Origin of the sequence: Mucilaginibacter celer (assembly GCF_003576455.2) — a bacterium.
GTDB lineage: Bacteria > Bacteroidota > Bacteroidia > Sphingobacteriales > Sphingobacteriaceae > Mucilaginibacter > Mucilaginibacter celer.
In genome coordinates this window covers 2119453-2135622 of sequence record NZ_CP032869.1, presented here as the reverse complement: position 1 = coordinate 2135622, position 16170 = coordinate 2119453, and the positions used below count along the sequence as shown (strand labels likewise).

Here is a 16170-nt window from a genome sequence, read left to right as displayed (position 1 = left end):
ATTTCTGATTAAAGCTGTTGGGGCATTTTCCTGCCGGAGAGAATTTCCTCGTTTTTTTGAGCGGTATGCAGCGCATCCGGGTCGACGATAAACAAGTACGAGTTGTATTTCAGTTTAGCCTTGTTTTTGCGGATCAGTTCGGCAATGGCAGAAGATGTGGACTGAAACATTTTACTGACGGAGCTCATCAGGAACTGGTTGTTGCCGGTGCTGCCGTCAATAGAGAAGCCCTGTACAGTATTGCCGCCGAGATCTTTAGTAAAATCCCGAAACGCGGAGGATGGCACATAGAGACCGGGCATGCCGTCCATATCATAAATGTCCAGCTTTACCGGCAGGATCTTACCATGATATAAGATGGAAGTGATGGAGAGCGTCACGCGTTGTTCCGAAAAACCACTGATGAGGGCATAAAGGTAGGTTCCCTTGACGACCAGGTTATTCCCTGCCCGGATATCTTCCAGCAGCCTGATCCTTATCCGGGAGCCGGCATATCCGGTCAGGTTTTCATCTATGATGGCACTGATCAGTGCAGGTGGCTTTTCCGGGAGCACTGTATTAAAATCGTCCGATAAGGAATCAGCCTTGCTGACCGGAAGCCAGACCTGTTCCTCCTTCCGCCTTTTTATGGCCTCCCCGGCCTGTTTCTTCTTCATTTCATCTTTATAGTCGGGGTCATTCTGCCTGGAAATACTGTCCATAATTGCCATTTGCTGACGGAAGATTTCCATCGGGTCCTGTTCACGTACGGGGTGAGAAGCAGGCACACCTGATTGTTTCCTGCCCATGGACTCTATTGCCCTTGCCATAACCTGATCATTGCCAGGCCGGGCCGTCTTATCCGGTAAAGGATACGTTTTTTTGAGGGCCAGCTGTATTGAATCAAGCCGCTGCTTGCTACGGTCTGCAGTATTGTTGTTGAATGCTGGGTCAGATGAATTTTCTTTAGGTATTACCCCCACGGCGGTAATACCATTAGCCTCCTTATAAGCATTACGGTAAGCATCCAATTTGTCGGAAAGCTGCTTCCTGCTGATATCAGCAGACACGTTGCCTACTGTACCGTTAAATCCTGCCGACTCCTTAACTACCTTTTCAGAGCTTGATGAATTGCTTTGCCAGATATAAAAGAAAAAGCAAAGAAAGGGCAGCAGAATTGCAGGCAACACGTATTTGGGCTGTTTAAAGTTAATTTTCATAAATTTTCATTTTAAAGATTGCTTTAGCCTGGAGAGGCGATCAAGTGTACTGTCCAACAAAACACTGTCGGTTGGTGTCAACTGCTTTTTTGCAGAGAGGCTATCAACCATCCGTCTGAGCTCCAGACTCTGCCGGATCGATGTAGCTATGCTGGTGATCTGATCGAAGCCCTCCTGCACCCCCCTTGTCACCGGCTGATGTACCTTTTTTTCTGAGGGATGACGAAAAAGGGTAAAGGACAACAGAAACGACAGGATGATCAATACAGCCATGCAGCTGAACAAAAACTTCGGATAAGCTATAGATAACCGCTTAACCGCCTCTTCCCCAGCCAGGAAATAGGTACCGAACTCCCTTCTGAGTTCGCTGTACAGGGTATCCCTGGGATCCCTGTTAGAACGAATTCTTCTCAACATCCTGCAAGTCTTTATTTTCGAGCGTTTTCCAATTGGTAATTAAAACGCCGTGCGGATTATGATCACTCCTTGGTATATCCTTTAGATTACCTTCTGTAATGAGGGACCGTACCACGGTAGAGCTACGGCGATCGATTTTCAGCTTTCCATAGAAGCGGAAATATTGCTTAGGCATATTGACTACAATAGAATCCGTCTGTAGGGTAAGAACCGAGCTGGAGGAAAGGATAGAGTTGAAGAAGCCGTTCTCCTTCAAATTATTGTATTGCAGCATGCCGGATTCATCCACCAGGTACATGGCTTTTTTCATCTGGTATTCCATGTAATTATCATCCGGTGTCAGCGAAAAAAACAAGGAATGAAAGAGGTCGACGTCAGCCCTGTACTCCGCGGGCCGGTTCATCTGTACATCAGTCTGCCTGGCCAGTATAGGAATATTGTTATCCAGTATGTAAATTGTTTTTTGCGCGTTGGATACCAGCCTGAATGCATATAAGCAATTCATACCGACAATCACAAGAGAAGTAAACAGGCTTCCCGCGGCTATGAATGTCGCAAGCCGGATTTTGGCTTCGATATTTTTGATGATCATAATTTAATCTTTAAAAAAAACGCTCCTGAAACGGAACGGCTTTGGAAGTGGATTGCAAATGGCATACAATGCCAGAAAAATCAGGATTTCGGAGAAAGAACGCCTAACTCAAAAGAAGCTACCTGCGGCTTTCCTGGCAGCTGTTGTGACGGTACCGGCACTGCGCGCGAAGGTCGAAGTAGCAGAGCTGATCCCGGATGTCGAAATGATCCAGGTGGAGATACTTGGCACGGTAAACATGCAAATGGCTCCGATCAGGAAAACGATGATGACAGTACCAAAGGAAAGTACCCCGTTGCCTGCGAACCAAGCCATTTTTTCGAGGTTGGCATTGAGACCGTTCTCTCCTACCAGTTCCGTGTATTTGCTTATCTCTGATTTTAATGCATACTCCTGCATTAAGCCACAAATGTACATGATGAGGTAAGCAATGCCGCTGTACAAGTTAACCGAGATAAACCGGGCGATCCATGTGCTGAAACTATCGCGAAAAGCTGGAAGGATACTTACAGCGACAGCAAAAGGTCCTAGCATGATGAGGATCGAAGAATAAATAATCTGGATCATGAAAATCACATAAACAGCGAGCCGGAGTATCCATATCCCTAATAGCTCCAGCAATTGTGTAAACAAGAGCTGCATACTTACAGTAAGCCGGTTCTTTAGCTCAAGTAAAGGAGAAACGACACTGCTGATCCCTTCTTTAACTGTGCTGGTAACGGAATCCCATGCCTGCCCATACCAGGTATCGCTTTCTTTTTCGGCAACTTCAGTTTGCGCCTGATAGGTGTACAGGGAGTTGGCCACGGACAGCATTAGTGCTGACCTGTTAACGCGCAGGTTGTCAACAACCGTCTGTTCACTGTTAAACATTTCTTCGGTCTGGTTCGCTACCAGTTCTGTTGGAAAGGCAATCATTTGAGTAAACGGCCCCCACCAGAGGATCACCATTGACAAACCAAATGGCCTCAATAAGGGCATTATTTCCAATTGTTTATCACCTGCCATCATTTCATAAGACCTGATCGCGAAAAAGATGATCATAAATATCGCAGCGAGCGCCTTGGCATCATTAATAAAGAGATCAAAATGGCTCCATATGCTGCCTTTGAAGCCTTTTAAAAACGTCATGATACCGGATTCATATACACCGTCGCCCTGAAGATATTGTAAGGTCTTCGTGTTATCGGATGTACTGGCTACCTGCCCGAAGACTTGAACCATGGCGAGGCAGAAAAGGATCAAAAGGGCTATTTTCTTTTTCATTGAAGATGCTGTAAAACTTGTTTAGCAATCCGGACGTCGATATCAGGAGTCCAGTTGCTGACCGTCACCCGGCCAGCCTGAATGTGCTGCTGTTGAGTGGTCATACTAATCGCAGCACGGGCCGAGGAGGTCCTGATTGCCCATACCCCTGCAAGCCGCCGGTATTCCAGAAGGTATCTGTGGTAAGCCAGAATACGGGCTCCCCGGTCGACTGTGGTTGAACGCGCTCCCTCGATCCGTTCTTTCAGCATTTCCAGTTCGTTTTTATACCAATCGAAAAGCCCTTCACTTACCACCCTTTCACTTACCTCGGGTGAGAGCCCCGCAAGTATGGATGCATTGGTATAATTCAGCACCGGTTTAAGTTCGTTGCTATAGTATAATTGCCATAAGGGATCAACTTCAGAAAGTAAGCCTGACTGATTGGTGATTTCTGCCAGCGCAGTATTGCGGATGGTATCGGACTGTAATTTGTATTTACCGTCTGTGCTGTTCATGGCAGCAACCAGCGCCAGCCGCCGGGTCTGCGGCCCGTTTACGCTCAGCGGGCGCAGGTCTTTCTTGTGGTAGTCAGGATGGAAAAGGCCCCATGTCAGCCAGTATAGCGGATTGAGGCTGAGAAACCCCGCTTTTGGCGTAAATTTATTCTGGTCCCATTGAAGGTAAACCATGCGCTGCTGCTGGTAGCGAACACTTTCATCATTGACCTTTTTCTGCGCCAGGCAACGCTTATTAGTCAAAAAAGCGATCAGGATAAGTATGATATACTTCATTGGTGTAAATATTTAGCATTTTGAATGATCTGGCTGACATACAGCCTGTCCTGGCTAATCCAGCCGGAAAATGGTGTTGCAGCGCCTATGACACCACGTTGCTTTGCCCAATACATCGATTTCCATGTCCCATAAGCCAGGCCGTCCAGAATCTGTAATTGGGCGGTTACCTTCCGGAGTAGTTGGTCGCGGGAGTTGTAGTCAGCCAGGATGTTATCCCCTTCTTTTAATATGTAACCGGACACTTCAGATGCCAGGGCAAGCGCTCTCGATCGCATCTCGCCGGTCATATTGCCTGCAAAGGCCAGCAGGTAGGGATCACTTTCCGCCAGATTAAGAGCCTGCTCAATATAGCCGGACATATCGGCTATAATAAAAGCGATATTGCGGACGGCGAGACCATTTTTGAGGGCAGAGTTAACATTTGACAATCCTTCATAAATCATGGTTTGGGCGATGATCACCGAACCGACATTGGTATTGAGGTTATTGATATGTTCATTAATACTGCTCAGATATTGTTCATGGGTGGCTTCCGCGCTGCTCCGGGCAAGACCATTCTGATTTACGGCTGCTAAGTGCTGTTTGTCAAAAACTGCTTTTTGGCCCTGTACCGAAATCGCTGAGCCACCTAGCAGGATCAAGTCCACAATTAAAGCGATCAGCAATCTCATGGATGTAAGTATTTGGCATTCTGTATAATATCACGAGCGATACCTTCGTCCGCATCGATGAAATTCTGAAAAGGGTTTGCAGCTTTTAGAAGCGAGGCAAGACTGGAATACTGCATCATACTGAGCATGTTTTCCGACAGGTCCTGAATTTTGCTTAATTCAGAAAGTACATAATCAAAAAGGATTTTACGGTCGGATATTCTCATCTGGTTTACGGCTCCTATGGAGAGCGAAAGCCCTGTCATATATGCTATGAGGCTCCTGGCCTGAGAAGCAAATTGTAAAGCGGATTGATAGCCTACCGCGGTCAGTGCAGGGTTTTGATCGACCAAATGCAGAATCATCGCCTGATTACTGATAATCCGGTTGACCATCGGCGTGGCGTAAATACCGAGATCCGCAACATTTATCGCTGTGCCGAGGGCGTTATAACGTTGCTGCAAGGTGCGGTACATAACTTTAGTTTTGTCCAGGAGCGTGAGGTTGACCTGTTCATTTGCCGATACCTGGGCCTGCTCATTTTTAGCTTTAACCTGAAGTTTATTCTCCGATTCTGACTGCCCTACAAGTTGATGAAGCGCCGGGATATCCAGTACTTTTTTCTGAGCGAAAGCAACTGTCCTTTCAGCTGCCGAAAGCACCAGCAATACCACCAACGTTTTTATGATGGGTATTCTATTAATTTCTTTCATTGTTTTAAGTATTTGGCGTTGCTTAGTACCTCGTTAGCGATGCGTACATCCTGGTTCTTCCATTCAGCCCAGGGATTCAACGAGTGTAATACGCCGTTGATTTTTGCCCAATACATGGCCCGGTTCATACCATAGGCGATTCCTCGGAGAATACGCAGATGATCGGCAATATGATTAAGTAATTTCCCGCGTTCGCCGGAATCCATCAGGTTTCCTTTTCCTCCTTTGAGTACAAAAGCACTGACCTCCGCCGCGAGCATTGATGCGCGTTCTTGAAAATCCCTGGCCCCCTGTTCTGCAAAAAGCAGCAGGACAGGGTCTGATTTGGCAAGTTTCACCGCTGATTCAACGTCTCCGATAATATCCGACCCGCATTGCGCAATGTCCCTGATAGCGGATAGGTTATTAATTACAGCGGACACTTCGCTAAGGCCTTGATAGATCTTGTTTTGAAGGTTATTCACCACAGTCAACTGGCCGCTTACGGCAAGCTGCCCTTTTTGAATAAGGTCCAGCTTATCATTGGTATTGTTCAGTTGCCCGTTGATTGTGGACGAGCTGATCAGGATTGCGGAGGAAACTGCGGGGTCAACCACGAGTTCCTGCCCCCAGCTCCGGCGTAGACTTAAAACGAATATCAGCAAGACCAGGCCCGCTATGCGTTTAAGAAAATTCATCTTTTATATTATTAGTTTGTGCAATGAAAGCAGGCAGGGACTTCCCGCTGCTTTTGAAATCTGCGATAAATGCGTCAAGCCCGTCAGGGTAAGAACCATATTGCCTCACATAGCGTTCAACGGCAGACTTCTCGGGTTTCTCCGTGGTGTAAGTCAGGTATTGTTGCAGCGAAACTTCGACACCGTATACCTCACCGACTGCACCGCGACGGATATACACTTCCTTAAAGCGTCCCCGGTTTTCTGTATTATCTAGCTGATTGATCGTAAATATTTTCCGTCTTTCTGTTTCGTTGATAGAGAGCAGGGCGGCGATCTCGTTATAATTATCTTTAAATTTCGTCTGGTCCAGCAGGCAAACTGTATCCGAATTATTGATGATGCTGTCTTTAACTACCGCATTTCCAATAATATCCCCTAACTCCTGCGTGACTACTATGGCCTCGCCCCAGAACTTACGAATGGTTTTATAGAGATAAAGTAAATACCCCGCCATCAGGGGACTTGCAATCGCTTTCCACGCCTCCTCAACTACCAGCGCTTTTCGCCTGTCCGAGCGATAACGCATCTTTTGGATAAAGACGTCCATAATGATCAGCGTCACGATAGGGAAAAGTATCTTATGCTCTTTGATGCTGTCTATCTCGAATACAATAAAGCGCTCACTAAACAATGAACGGTCAGCTTCCTTATTCAGGATACTTGCGAATTCACCGCCCCTGTAAAACTTTTTCAGAACGTAGCGGAATTCATCAAAATCAAAAGCAATCTTTTCTTCGGTCCTGATCCGCGGAATGCGCTCGAGTGCAAACTCATAAAAAGTATTAAAGCTTAATTCTCCGTTCTTTGCAAAGAACTCGCCATAATAAGCAGTCACAACATTAGCGACGACATCCCTTTCGACCGGGCTGAAGAGCCCGTCAGCTCCTTTCCACGCTACGCCGATCAGCGTACACAGAAAATCTTTTTTTTCAATGTTATATTCCGTTTGATCGATACGAAAGGGATTCATGGTGATAGGCTTCTGGTCGGTATAGGTAATATACTTTCCGTTATAATAGGAACAAAGACCGCTATAGGAATGGCCCGTATCAACGATCACCATATCCATATTATACAGCATGTATTGTTCGATCAGGCTTGACATAAAAAATGACTTACCCGAGCCTGAAGGTCCTAAACAGAATCTATTTCTGTTGTTGATGCGCCCCGTTTGCATGGGCAGGTCAGAAAGATCGATCCCGATCGGCACTCCCTGCCTGTCGGTAAAGCGCAGGAGAAAATCAGAGGGTTCATCTTTAGGAAGGGACTCCTTGAAAAAGAAACAAAGGGCCGCATCGCAAGTGGTAAGGAACCAATCATATTCCTTCAATTCCACGCCGTTTCCCGGCAGGATTGTTCTGAAAAGTTCCAGTTGATTGTAAGCATTCCTGCTGGGAATAATACCAAGCTGAAACAAAGATGCTTCAATAAAATTAATGGCCTTTTGGATGGCTGAATTCCCTGTAGTGACCACAATATTAAAATGGCAGTTGACCAGCATCTGGTTCTCACGGGCGACGTCGTTCAGTAAATGATCGATATCTTCGACGCAAAGCAGGTTTGCTGGATCAGGAATCCCGGAATGGCGCTTCTTTTTCTGCTCCAGCTTTCTAAGGGTCATCACCTGGTTTGGAATTTCGATAAGCTGGTTAAATAAAATGGCATCCGCCCCGGGAACCTTAAAAAGGAAAGAAAGCAAATCCACAGGAAAGCCACGCATACTTTCTTTTTCATTCAGTTCGGTATGTGCAGTTACCTCGATGGGGAGGTCAATATGATCGATATTGACCAGACTGATACAACGCACTGACCTTTCCCCTATTTTCAATTCGGTTTCCGATGGCCGGATATTGTCGAGCGCCAGGGAGCCTTTACTGAAATTCATGTTAAGCACTTGCAGGACAAATTGGTTAAGGTCAGCCTCGCGCATCGGATGGGCTGGCGGGAGGATACCAACGATTTTCCCGACCGCATGCCTAAAGTCCGTGAGCATCTGTGCGTCATAGGCGTAAAAAGCCCCCTTTTTCACTACTCTGGTTATGGTAAGATAAGTACGTACCTCCAGGCATTCGCGACCTTCGAAATGGGCATTGTAGTGTTTTTGCAGGTATTCGTTTACGGGCTGGCTTTGATATGGATACCTGCTGATCACATCTTGCTTCTGCAGTATATAGCCATCGCCCAGAATCTTAACAATGTTGATCAGCTGACGATGAAATTCCTCGTAGCCGGCAGGGTAAGCAGAAAACCGAACAACCGGATTTTCCATACGGATGACCACAGAACATTCCCCATTGAGGCCAATCAGGAGGTCGTAGTCATCGTTTTTGTCAACGCCGGCATAGGGTATATTAAACATGTTTTTGATGCCCATAACGGTTGAGGATAAAAATTTTTGAAGTGCGGCTTTTTGCATGAAGCCCACCTTTTTGTCTGGCAGCAGTATAGAGGAGTCCGCCTACGACAAAGCCAATGAGGACAAGTGCGCCCAACCACATATTGATCATGGTCATCGTAAGAGCACCGAACACAAGGCCTGCCAGCAGGGAAGCGATTCCCCAGTAAATGAACTTACCTCTGAAGCCTTTAAAAATAAGGGGCTGCTGGAGCCCCTTATAAACCGGATATTTCCTGGCCATTACAAACCAAAGAAAGCTTTGATGATCAATGCGGAAACCACCAGAAAAACTGCTGATCCACCCCATCCCATCAACTCTTTGTTGATGTCCTGATCACCCGAGTTCCACTTCGAATAAACACGGATGGCCCCCACTATGCCAACGATACCGCCGATGACGAGCGTGATGTTGGTGACCGGGGCAATGTAGGTTTTAAGTGTTGTTGTTGCGGTGTTTAGTCCGTTAACACCATTTTGCGCGAACGCGGGAGCAGTAAGGGCCAGCAATAAGGCCAGTGCCCATAATTTTTTTGTTTTTGTAAACATTAAAGAGGAGAAAAAATGAAGGCGGAGATCTTTTAGGCCAACCTGGAGACGGGAGGCTATGGTAAAGGGCCGTTCAGATCACGAACAACGACCCTGTGGGATTACCCAATAGAAACAGGCTTGAGGTGCCATATGAGCCGGATTGCGGCTAAGAGAAGAAAATATTCCAGGAATCTTTTACAGATAAAGGCGATGAGCCATAGAAAGCCGGGGCAGTCAGATTCCGAATAATGCCCACAAAATGAATACGCTTAACCGGAAGCCCGGTAAAAATGTATTTATGACTGCTAAGTCCCGGCCGGACGTAGAAATCATAAAAAAACAAACCGGCCGGTAACTCAGAAAAAGGAAACGATAATATCAGTGTTGCTCAAGCGGATATACGAGCGATTATCCGTGGCTCAGAAACTGACCGCTTTTATATATTCAACAGATTCATCCCTGGCAAGGTTAAACAGGTCTTTAAGAGACACACCACCAGATGATATCACGGGAGATTCGGTTGTTAAAGCATCCGGTTCATCTCGTACCATGTGTACCGGTTCATCATCAAGAACAAAGGTCAGTTCCTGTTTATCATCGGAATGTCCGGTATACTTCGAGCGGAAGAGGTCCCATAAAATCAGGATTGCATAATAGCAGGTATAGATACCGAGCAACCAAACTGTAAATTTTATCCAGTTCATAATATCGTATTTTGCATGTAATTCCGGATCACTGTGATCAGTACCGGCTGGGTTTCAAAAAGATGATCAACAGCGAATGCGATCAGTTTGCTCATATCTACTTTGGTGGCCAGCTTGAATTTATTAAGCCTTTCGACGGTCAGTTTATCAACCCTGACGTGAACAAGGTTCCTGTGTTTGCTGTTGTCGTATCGGTATAGGGCCCGGAGGATACTGCCATTGTCAGCGGCTATTAAGTCGGCCGGCAGGATTCGGGGTTCCTCTTTGTCGTATCCGGCTACCGAAGCTCCGGGATCAGGAGCAGGTTTTGGTTTCGTTTTTTTTTCGGCCAGGACGCTCCGAGCAGCAATCCCAATCCCCCAAAGGATCAATCCAGTTTTAACATATTTCATAAACTTGAATTTTGAATGAACTGTCTAATTACTGTTTTTAGTTCAGGATTATTGTTGATCAAATGCCTGACAGCGAAAGCCACAAACCTGGTAACATCAACGCCTGTGGCTATTTTAAATTTATTGATAAAGTCGGCAGATTCCTTATCCAGCCTGAAATGAACCATTGTTTTATGATCGCTGTTATCATAATCCATTAGTTCGGTTAATATTGGGCTGCGAATTGTTCTTTCACCCTTAACGGTGGCTTTTTTGGATGGTCCAGCTTTGGCATTTTTTACCTCAGTCGCGGGTTTCTCCGTAGCTTTTGCCATTTGCTCGCGGAGCTGGCTGGCTAACGATTTCATTTTTTCCATAGGCGGTCTGCAAATATTTCTTCGAAAACCGGTGCTATAACCGGATAGAGGGACAGTGGCATCTGAAAAGTTGTAATGCGCTGGAAATCGATCTTGTCGGGCAAGGGCCGTGTGATCCTGCCGAATTTCGAGAGCTGTTCATTGACCTCCGACATGATCTCAAATTTGACGTTGGCCTTGATACGGTTAGGAATAAAAACCACATCGATCCTGGGGTTCACTTTTTTAATAACTACAGTAAACAGCACTGTGGATTCAAAAGTAAACTCCTCATAAGCGAACGGACAAACCACCATATCAGCGGATTTGAATACCGGAATGAGGCCATCATCATCCAGTTTACCGGGCAGGTCGATCAAAATCGCGTCGTTCTTACTCTTTGCTAGGACGGGGCTCAGCATGGGAAAAGTCTCCAGCGTTGAAGGGATTACCTCATAGGGTTCCGCATTCTCAAGGATCTTCGCCTTTTCGTATTTCTGTGAAACAGACTGCTGATAATCCATGTCGATTATAGTAACCGGCCATTGTTTAGCCAGGCTCAGGTAATTTCCTGACATAACGGTAAGCGTACTTTTTCCAACGCCTCCTTTTTGGTTTCCGAATAAACATATCATAATTTTTGAATAGAGAAGTTTAGCAATACGGTTCGTCAGCGCGTATTCGTCCTCGCTTTTTTCATCCTTCTGCGTTTCATCCCCAGTACCTGCTGATCATCGACGTCCTCAGCGATTATAATGGGGCCGATAAAGTCCTGAACAGAGGCATATTCGCTGTAAAAACCGGGTTGACGGTCGCATGGGTGACTATCTTTCCCAATTTCCCGGACGACAAACGCGGGTATGTGGCTTGCGGAACTGTCCAGTAATAACTTAAGACTGAGTATCTCGCTGCCCTTAAAAACCTGCCTGGTGTGGTGGTCAATGACCGTATATCCATACGGTTTTTGGCCTTGTGAAGAATGAAAGATAAATTCAACATTATAAGCCTCTTTCATGACCCGAATAAAATCCATCTCATGTTTTTTCGATTTAAAAAGTGCTTTGAGCACTTCGATCCGCTCTTTATCAGGGACGTACTTATCGATTTTTCGCTGTAGCTTTTCTTTATTACGATAGTCACGGCCAAGGAATCCGCTGTTCTCCAGGATCATATAAAACTGGGCCACTGTACTGAAACGATATTGCAAAGCGAAGGTATAGCCAAGCACCTTGTCAATACTTTTTAACGCCTTGTCATGTTCAAAATCACGATTGATCTGTATGCCATTTTTACCAACCCGGGAGCTGACTATATGTACATGATTATTGTCAGTGTCCTTATGAAAAACAACGAGATAGGGTTGATTGCTGTAGCCCATCTCCTTTAGCCACATCACTGCTGTCTTTGTCAGCTCCTGTTTATCATAATTTCGCCCTGACGCGGAAATCACAGCATGAAACTGTGTGTTCTTTTTTATCCGGGTGTTTTGAGAGGAAATCATCAACAGGTAATTGATCAAATCCTGCGGACGCGGGTGATTCAATCCCTGCAGTGCACCAAAATTGGCTTTCAACATCAGTTCTCCCCTGTTGAGATCCATTTTATCTGTATTGTACCGGACTCCTGCAAAAGTCATCGATGGTTTTTCGAGAATGTGTGCGATCATGAGTATAGAAAAGGTATCAGTAAATCGCGGGATCAAAAGAACAGCCGATCAGTCGAACAGGTCATCATGGTAACAGGAGATCAAGTTACCAGCGGCACTATCTAACGGATGATAGCCGGATCATTGGATCTTGAGAGAGTGTAAAATAAACTGTGTCAAGCGTTAAATGTTAACTTAAAACACAGTTTAAGATGAAGAGAGAAGAAGAATCGCTCGAATACGAGCAAATGAAAAAGAAAGCCCTTGAGCAACTCCGCTCGGGCAAATCGCTTTATGGCAAGGATGGAGCCTTTGCACCGTTGCTAAAAAGTTTCCTTGATGCCGCCCTTGAGGCGGAATTGGAAAGCCATTTAGATGAAGCAGAACGCAGTTCAGGCAATCGCAGGAACGGTAAGACCAGTAAGAATATCCGAACCTCTGATGGCACCATATCTATTAGTACCCCTCGTGATCGCAATTCCAGTTTTGAACCCGAACTGATCCGCAAACGGGAAACGATATTAGCAGAAAGTCTTGAATCCAAGATCATCGGCATGTATGGACTGGGCATGAGTTTCCGCGATATATCAAAGCATATCAAAGACATGTATGATACAGATATCAGTCACAGTACCTTATCTGCTATAACAGATAAGATCATTCCTGAAGTAAAAGAATGGCAATCAAGGCCGCTGGATGAACTTTACACCATTGTTTGGCTGGATGCGATGCATTACAAGGTTAAAGAGGAACACCGCATGGTAGCGCATGCTGTTTATAACATTCTTGGTATTGACCGTCACGGTCACAAGGAGTTGTTAGGAATGTATGTATCTCAAAGCGAAGGCGCTAATTTTTGGTTAAGTGTATTGACCGACCTTCAAAACAGAGGTGTAAAAGACATCCTGATTGCTTGCATTGATAACCTCAATGGATTCCCACAGGCCATAAATACAGTATTCCCTCAAACAGAAATCCAGACCTGTATCGTCCACCAGATACGCAACAGCCTGAAGTACGTGGCTTCTAAAGATCAAAAAGTATTTATGAAAGATCTTAAGCCGGTGTACCAGGCAGAAACCCTCGAACTGGCAGAACTTCGTTTAGAGCAATTAGAAGAAAAGTGGGGTAAGAAATATGAAAAGGTATTGGAATCATGGCGTAATAACTGGTCGAAGCTGACCACGTATTTTCAGTATGATACCACTATTCGTAAACTGATCTATACCACCAATACCATCGAAGGGTTTCACCGGCAAATCAGAAAAGTAACCAAAACCAAGGGTGGTTTCACATCCGATATGGCTCTGTTAAAACTGATCTATCTGGCTCATAACAACATTAAACAAAAATGGACGATGCCACTTTCTAATTGGGCGACAACGGCCCAGAAGCTGGCCATTTGGTTTCCTGGGAGAATGATATTAGATTTGATGTAGCAATCAGCCCCTGCCGGCCCATGGGCCGGCAGGGGCTGACACAGTTTATTTTACAGACCCGATCTTGATAACAAACGACCAGCTTAACAGAAGATCACGATATCGATAGCTCTGGCTAACGAATGATCTCCAGATCAATCGATCTTGATAACGAATGACCTCACGATCATGATGACCAGGAATCAATTCATCAAGGGATCGCCCGATCTGCCGCGCATACGATCTTCTGATCAGCTTATCTTCGGAACATGTGAACCAAAGAGAAGTATATCAACATGCATTTGGAACAGCATATCAACCAATCATCAGATCGTGATATCTGACCACCTTGCCCAGGCAATCTTTTTATAAAGTGATAGGATCTAACGCCCCATAGCCCTGATGATCTTTCGGAAAGTAGCCTCCAGGGCCTGCTGAACTTTGATATAATCATTAAACAGGTAGTTAAACCTATCGATGATCAAGGGATCCAGCTGGCCTTTCAGGCTGAGAACATTGGCGTGCTTTGTCAGCTGGTTAATATTATTGCCAATACGTCCCATCTCAGCACCCACATCATCAAGGTATTTGATAAGTACCCTGGAATCAACGACTGTTTTGCGACTATCAGCGAGGACGCGCATTCTGATAAGTTCTGTTCTTGATACGCCCAATTGCTGCTCCAATTCCACAATATCCTTAAACTCATCCTCTGTGAACCTGACGTTAACAAACTTAGTCCGCTTCCCATCTTTCACAATTGGGCGCCCCATCAGTTTCTTTAACTCAGCCATAGAAAAAACGAGTTGCGAGTTTTTTTAGTTCCTCCCGGGAGGGCAAGAGACTTTTTGTGTAACAAAAAGACATCTTGCCGTTGAAAAAACAACGGAATTTTAGCTTATGAATCAGCGATCAGATCGCTGAAATGGTAGGTTCCGTTTACCTCATTGAGTTCCGTCGCCTATGCGTTTTATGACGATTTGAATAAATTCGACGGAGTAGCTTATACACCGTAGTTAAATCCCTTACCTTACATGAAGCTGCCGTTGCGGCTTATTTCAAGATCAGGTTTGGTAATCTTCAATTGGGCCTTGATTTTGTCATTGTAGTCGTTAAACCCGTCATAAACATTCGACCGGTCTGTTGCATATGGTAAAGCCTTCAAAAACTCGCGGGTCGCGAGAACACCAGCTTTGTCCCTGTCAAAATATACATCGAGAGAGGAATACGCCTTGGCCTTATTGATACCCTGCTGTAAAAGCGACAGCGTATTCAATACGATGATAGAATGGGTCGCATCAGGATTTTCAAATCGCCAGCTTAGAAAGTCGATAAAACCTTCAAATATGGCTGCATTTTTCTCGTGAGCCGGAATAAATGTTATGGCTTTGTGTCCCATACAGCCTTTGAAATAACGGTTGCGAACCTCCCAGGATTGTTGCTCATTGAGCCAGCCGGCTGCGAAATAGTGTTTCCTGGTGTTCTTTTCATCCTCCATATAATAATATACCTCGCTGAGGTAAAATTTGGCAACTTCATAAACACCGCGGCTCTTCAGATAATCCGTAATAGCCGGATGGTTGCCGATTGGTTTGACCCGTTCAACTACATGATAGGTTTTTGTTTGTTTTCTCGGGCGTTTTTCCCTGACCGGTGCCCCATCCGGTGTGCAGATGTTCTGGATTCTATTGACCACTCCATTAAAATCCAGGTTCTTCCAGAACAAAAGTCCGAAATCAATAATGTTCCCTCCTTTGCCGATACCGTGATCGAACCATACGCCGAGGTCATCATTTACAGCAAACGAAGGATTGACATCGTTATCGCGGATCATACTGACGTACATTTTTTCTTTTCCTCTTTTAGGTACAGGATGAAATCCTAAGCGGGCCAAAAGATCGACAAGGGAAACCTGTTCCTTTATTTCTTTTGCAGTTATTGAATTTGACATAAATAATTATTAAGCGTTGATAATTAACCCTGAACATCTATTGGTACCGGCAGCGGGTAATGAACCCGTGATTGCTGTTCTGCCGGTATATATGATTCGGGACTACTCACGTCGGCTCCTACGAACCGGGCTTGCACCTGCCTATGCGTTTTCAGTTTGATTGCTCTCCCCTTCGCAATATTTCCCGCGGCTAAGCGGGATAATGCTTTGTCCCCCAATGTCAAAGAACCTTGTTCAACCTGTTAAAGCCCGGTCAAGCTTCCCACCGATGTGGATAAAGGTCTCCGGTAAACCTTTTGTCAGTGACTCGAGCCTCCGGATAACTTACCGTTGGTATCGTCACAGGAGGGATTGGCCGCCAGCCCGGCAAGCGGACCTTGTGACCAATCTTTTGTCCCGAGATATCCTTTCAGCTCGTTGAGATCAAAATTGGAGCTATTGCCAAAGCATTTTTCAGGAGCTTTTCG

19 protein-coding genes are annotated in these 16170 nt (G+C 45.4%); 1 reads left to right on the top strand and 18 read right to left on the bottom strand.

The genetic code is table 11. The features are described 5' to 3' along the window. Positions 1–8: 8 nt before the first annotated feature. From traM to HYN43_RS08385, 16 genes are all read right to left on the bottom strand, one after another. Positions 9–1199 (bottom strand): conjugative transposon protein TraM, encoded by a 1191-nt coding sequence (traM, locus tag HYN43_RS08460; protein WP_119409027.1) that lies wholly within the window; start codon positions 1197–1199, stop codon positions 9–11. 6 nt (positions 1200–1205) lie between these two features. Then, on the bottom strand, positions 1206–1616 hold the full coding sequence (locus tag HYN43_RS30255) for a hypothetical protein (RefSeq protein WP_119409026.1): 411 nt from the start codon (positions 1614–1616) through the stop codon (positions 1206–1208). Then, positions 1594–2208: a conjugative transposon protein TraK gene (traK, locus tag HYN43_RS08450; RefSeq protein ID WP_119409025.1), complete on the bottom strand. Its 615-nt coding sequence runs from the start codon at positions 2206–2208 to the stop codon at positions 1594–1596. Before traK ends, HYN43_RS30255 begins: the two co-directional genes overlap by 23 nt. Positions 2209–2316: 108 nt before the next feature. Continuing rightward, complete coding sequence (locus tag HYN43_RS08445; RefSeq protein WP_245447210.1) at positions 2317–3474, bottom strand: TraJ family protein; 1158 nt, start codon at positions 3472–3474, stop codon at positions 2317–2319. Then, positions 3471–4247: a hypothetical protein gene (locus HYN43_RS08440; protein ID WP_119409024.1), complete on the bottom strand. Its 777-nt coding sequence runs from the start codon at positions 4245–4247 to the stop codon at positions 3471–3473. The genes HYN43_RS08445 and HYN43_RS08440 overlap by 4 nt, the downstream gene beginning before the upstream one ends. Then, complete coding sequence (locus tag HYN43_RS08435; protein ID WP_119409023.1) at positions 4244–4921, bottom strand: hypothetical protein; 678 nt, start codon at positions 4919–4921, stop codon at positions 4244–4246. Before HYN43_RS08435 ends, HYN43_RS08440 begins: the two co-directional genes overlap by 4 nt. Beyond that, complete coding sequence (locus HYN43_RS08430) at positions 4918–5613, bottom strand: hypothetical protein (RefSeq protein ID WP_245447208.1); 696 nt, start codon at positions 5611–5613, stop codon at positions 4918–4920. The genes HYN43_RS08435 and HYN43_RS08430 overlap by 4 nt, the downstream gene beginning before the upstream one ends. Beyond that, entirely contained in the window at positions 5610–6290 is a 681-nt protein-coding gene (locus HYN43_RS08425) for a hypothetical protein (protein ID WP_245447203.1), read from the bottom strand. Before HYN43_RS08425 ends, HYN43_RS08430 begins: the two co-directional genes overlap by 4 nt. Further along, positions 6277–8748, bottom strand: a complete 2472-nt coding sequence (locus tag HYN43_RS08420; protein WP_245447201.1) for a TraG family conjugative transposon ATPase — start codon at positions 8746–8748, stop codon at positions 6277–6279. Before HYN43_RS08420 ends, HYN43_RS08425 begins: the two co-directional genes overlap by 14 nt. Then, the gene (locus HYN43_RS08415; RefSeq protein WP_119409021.1) at positions 8684–8971 is read right to left on the bottom strand and encodes a plasmid transfer protein; all 288 of its coding nucleotides are present in this window, start codon (positions 8969–8971) and stop codon (positions 8684–8686) included. Before HYN43_RS08415 ends, HYN43_RS08420 begins: the two co-directional genes overlap by 65 nt. Then, positions 8971–9276 carry a DUF4134 domain-containing protein gene (locus HYN43_RS08410; protein WP_119409020.1) on the bottom strand — a complete coding sequence of 102 codons (306 nt, stop codon included), beginning with the start codon at positions 9274–9276 and terminating at the stop codon, positions 8971–8973. The genes HYN43_RS08415 and HYN43_RS08410 overlap by 1 nt, the downstream gene beginning before the upstream one ends. Before the next feature lie 401 nt (positions 9277–9677). After that, positions 9678–9962 carry a hypothetical protein gene (locus HYN43_RS08405; protein ID WP_119409019.1) on the bottom strand — a complete coding sequence of 95 codons (285 nt, stop codon included), beginning with the start codon at positions 9960–9962 and terminating at the stop codon, positions 9678–9680. After that, entirely contained in the window at positions 9959–10354 is a 396-nt protein-coding gene (locus HYN43_RS08400) for a hypothetical protein (RefSeq protein WP_119409018.1), read from the bottom strand. The genes HYN43_RS08405 and HYN43_RS08400 overlap by 4 nt, the downstream gene beginning before the upstream one ends. Beyond that, positions 10351–10710: a hypothetical protein gene (locus HYN43_RS08395; protein ID WP_119409017.1), complete on the bottom strand. Its 360-nt coding sequence runs from the start codon at positions 10708–10710 to the stop codon at positions 10351–10353. Before HYN43_RS08395 ends, HYN43_RS08400 begins: the two co-directional genes overlap by 4 nt. Further along, the gene (locus HYN43_RS08390) at positions 10698–11324 is read right to left on the bottom strand and encodes a ParA family protein (protein ID WP_119409016.1); all 627 of its coding nucleotides are present in this window, start codon (positions 11322–11324) and stop codon (positions 10698–10700) included. The genes HYN43_RS08395 and HYN43_RS08390 overlap by 13 nt, the downstream gene beginning before the upstream one ends. Positions 11325–11359: 35 nt before the next feature. Further along, the gene (locus tag HYN43_RS08385; RefSeq protein WP_119409015.1) at positions 11360–12355 is read right to left on the bottom strand and encodes a relaxase/mobilization nuclease domain-containing protein; all 996 of its coding nucleotides are present in this window, start codon (positions 12353–12355) and stop codon (positions 11360–11362) included. Between the two features lie 227 nt (positions 12356–12582). On the opposite strand from HYN43_RS08385, the gene HYN43_RS08380 reads away from it, so the two are divergent. Continuing rightward, a complete protein-coding gene (locus HYN43_RS08380) occupies positions 12583–13773 on the top strand; it encodes an IS256 family transposase (protein ID WP_245447287.1) in 1191 nt (396 codons plus the stop codon). 362 nt (positions 13774–14135) lie between these two features. On the opposite strand, the gene HYN43_RS08375 is transcribed toward HYN43_RS08380, so the two are convergent. Both HYN43_RS08375 and HYN43_RS08370 read right to left on the bottom strand, forming a co-directional pair. Beyond that, positions 14136–14546, bottom strand: a complete 411-nt coding sequence (locus HYN43_RS08375; protein ID WP_119409014.1) for a plasmid mobilization protein — start codon at positions 14544–14546, stop codon at positions 14136–14138. Between the two features lie 236 nt (positions 14547–14782). Further along, positions 14783–15703 (bottom strand): toprim domain-containing protein, encoded by a 921-nt coding sequence (locus HYN43_RS08370; protein WP_119409013.1) that lies wholly within the window; start codon positions 15701–15703, stop codon positions 14783–14785. Positions 15704–16170 lie beyond the last annotated feature (467 nt).

Bases quoted from the DNA above. Each gene is read 5' to 3' on its own strand.
- HYN43_RS08435 (WP_119409023.1), bottom strand. From the start codon at position 4,921: ATGAGATTGCTGATCGCTTTAATTGTGGACTTGATCCTGCTAGGTGGC.
- HYN43_RS08380 (WP_245447287.1), top strand. From the start codon at position 12,583: ATGAAAAAGAAAGCCCTTGAGCAACTCCGCTCGGGCAAATCGCTTTAT.
- traK (WP_119409025.1), bottom strand. From the start codon at position 2,208: ATGATCATCAAAAATATCGAAGCCAAAATCCGGCTTGCGACATTCATA.
- HYN43_RS08390 (WP_119409016.1), bottom strand. From the start codon at position 11,324: ATGATATGTTTATTCGGAAACCAAAAAGGAGGCGTTGGAAAAAGTACG.
- HYN43_RS30255 (WP_119409026.1), bottom strand. From the start codon at position 1,616: ATGTTGAGAAGAATTCGTTCTAACAGGGATCCCAGGGATACCCTGTAC.
- HYN43_RS08425 (WP_245447203.1), bottom strand. From the start codon at position 6,290: ATGAATTTTCTTAAACGCATAGCGGGCCTGGTCTTGCTGATATTCGTT.
- HYN43_RS08445 (WP_245447210.1), bottom strand. From the start codon at position 3,474: ATGAAAAAGAAAATAGCCCTTTTGATCCTTTTCTGCCTCGCCATGGTT.
- HYN43_RS08370 (WP_119409013.1), bottom strand. From the start codon at position 15,703: ATGTCAAATTCAATAACTGCAAAAGAAATAAAGGAACAGGTTTCCCTT.
- HYN43_RS08415 (WP_119409021.1), bottom strand. From the start codon at position 8,971: ATGGCCAGGAAATATCCGGTTTATAAGGGGCTCCAGCAGCCCCTTATT.
- HYN43_RS08395 (WP_119409017.1), bottom strand. From the start codon at position 10,710: ATGGAAAAAATGAAATCGTTAGCCAGCCAGCTCCGCGAGCAAATGGCA.
- HYN43_RS08430 (WP_245447208.1), bottom strand. From the start codon at position 5,613: ATGAAAGAAATTAATAGAATACCCATCATAAAAACGTTGGTGGTATTG.
- HYN43_RS08410 (WP_119409020.1), bottom strand. From the start codon at position 9,276: ATGTTTACAAAAACAAAAAAATTATGGGCACTGGCCTTATTGCTGGCC.
- HYN43_RS08440 (WP_119409024.1), bottom strand. From the start codon at position 4,247: ATGAAGTATATCATACTTATCCTGATCGCTTTTTTGACTAATAAGCGT.
- traM (WP_119409027.1), bottom strand. From the start codon at position 1,199: ATGAAAATTAACTTTAAACAGCCCAAATACGTGTTGCCTGCAATTCTG.
- HYN43_RS08420 (WP_245447201.1), bottom strand. From the start codon at position 8,748: ATGCAAAAAGCCGCACTTCAAAAATTTTTATCCTCAACCGTTATGGGC.
- HYN43_RS08400 (WP_119409018.1), bottom strand. From the start codon at position 10,354: ATGAAATATGTTAAAACTGGATTGATCCTTTGGGGGATTGGGATTGCT.
- HYN43_RS08385 (WP_119409015.1), bottom strand. From the start codon at position 12,355: ATGATCGCACACATTCTCGAAAAACCATCGATGACTTTTGCAGGAGTC.
- HYN43_RS08375 (WP_119409014.1), bottom strand. From the start codon at position 14,546: ATGGCTGAGTTAAAGAAACTGATGGGGCGCCCAATTGTGAAAGATGGG.
- HYN43_RS08405 (WP_119409019.1), bottom strand. From the start codon at position 9,962: ATGAACTGGATAAAATTTACAGTTTGGTTGCTCGGTATCTATACCTGC.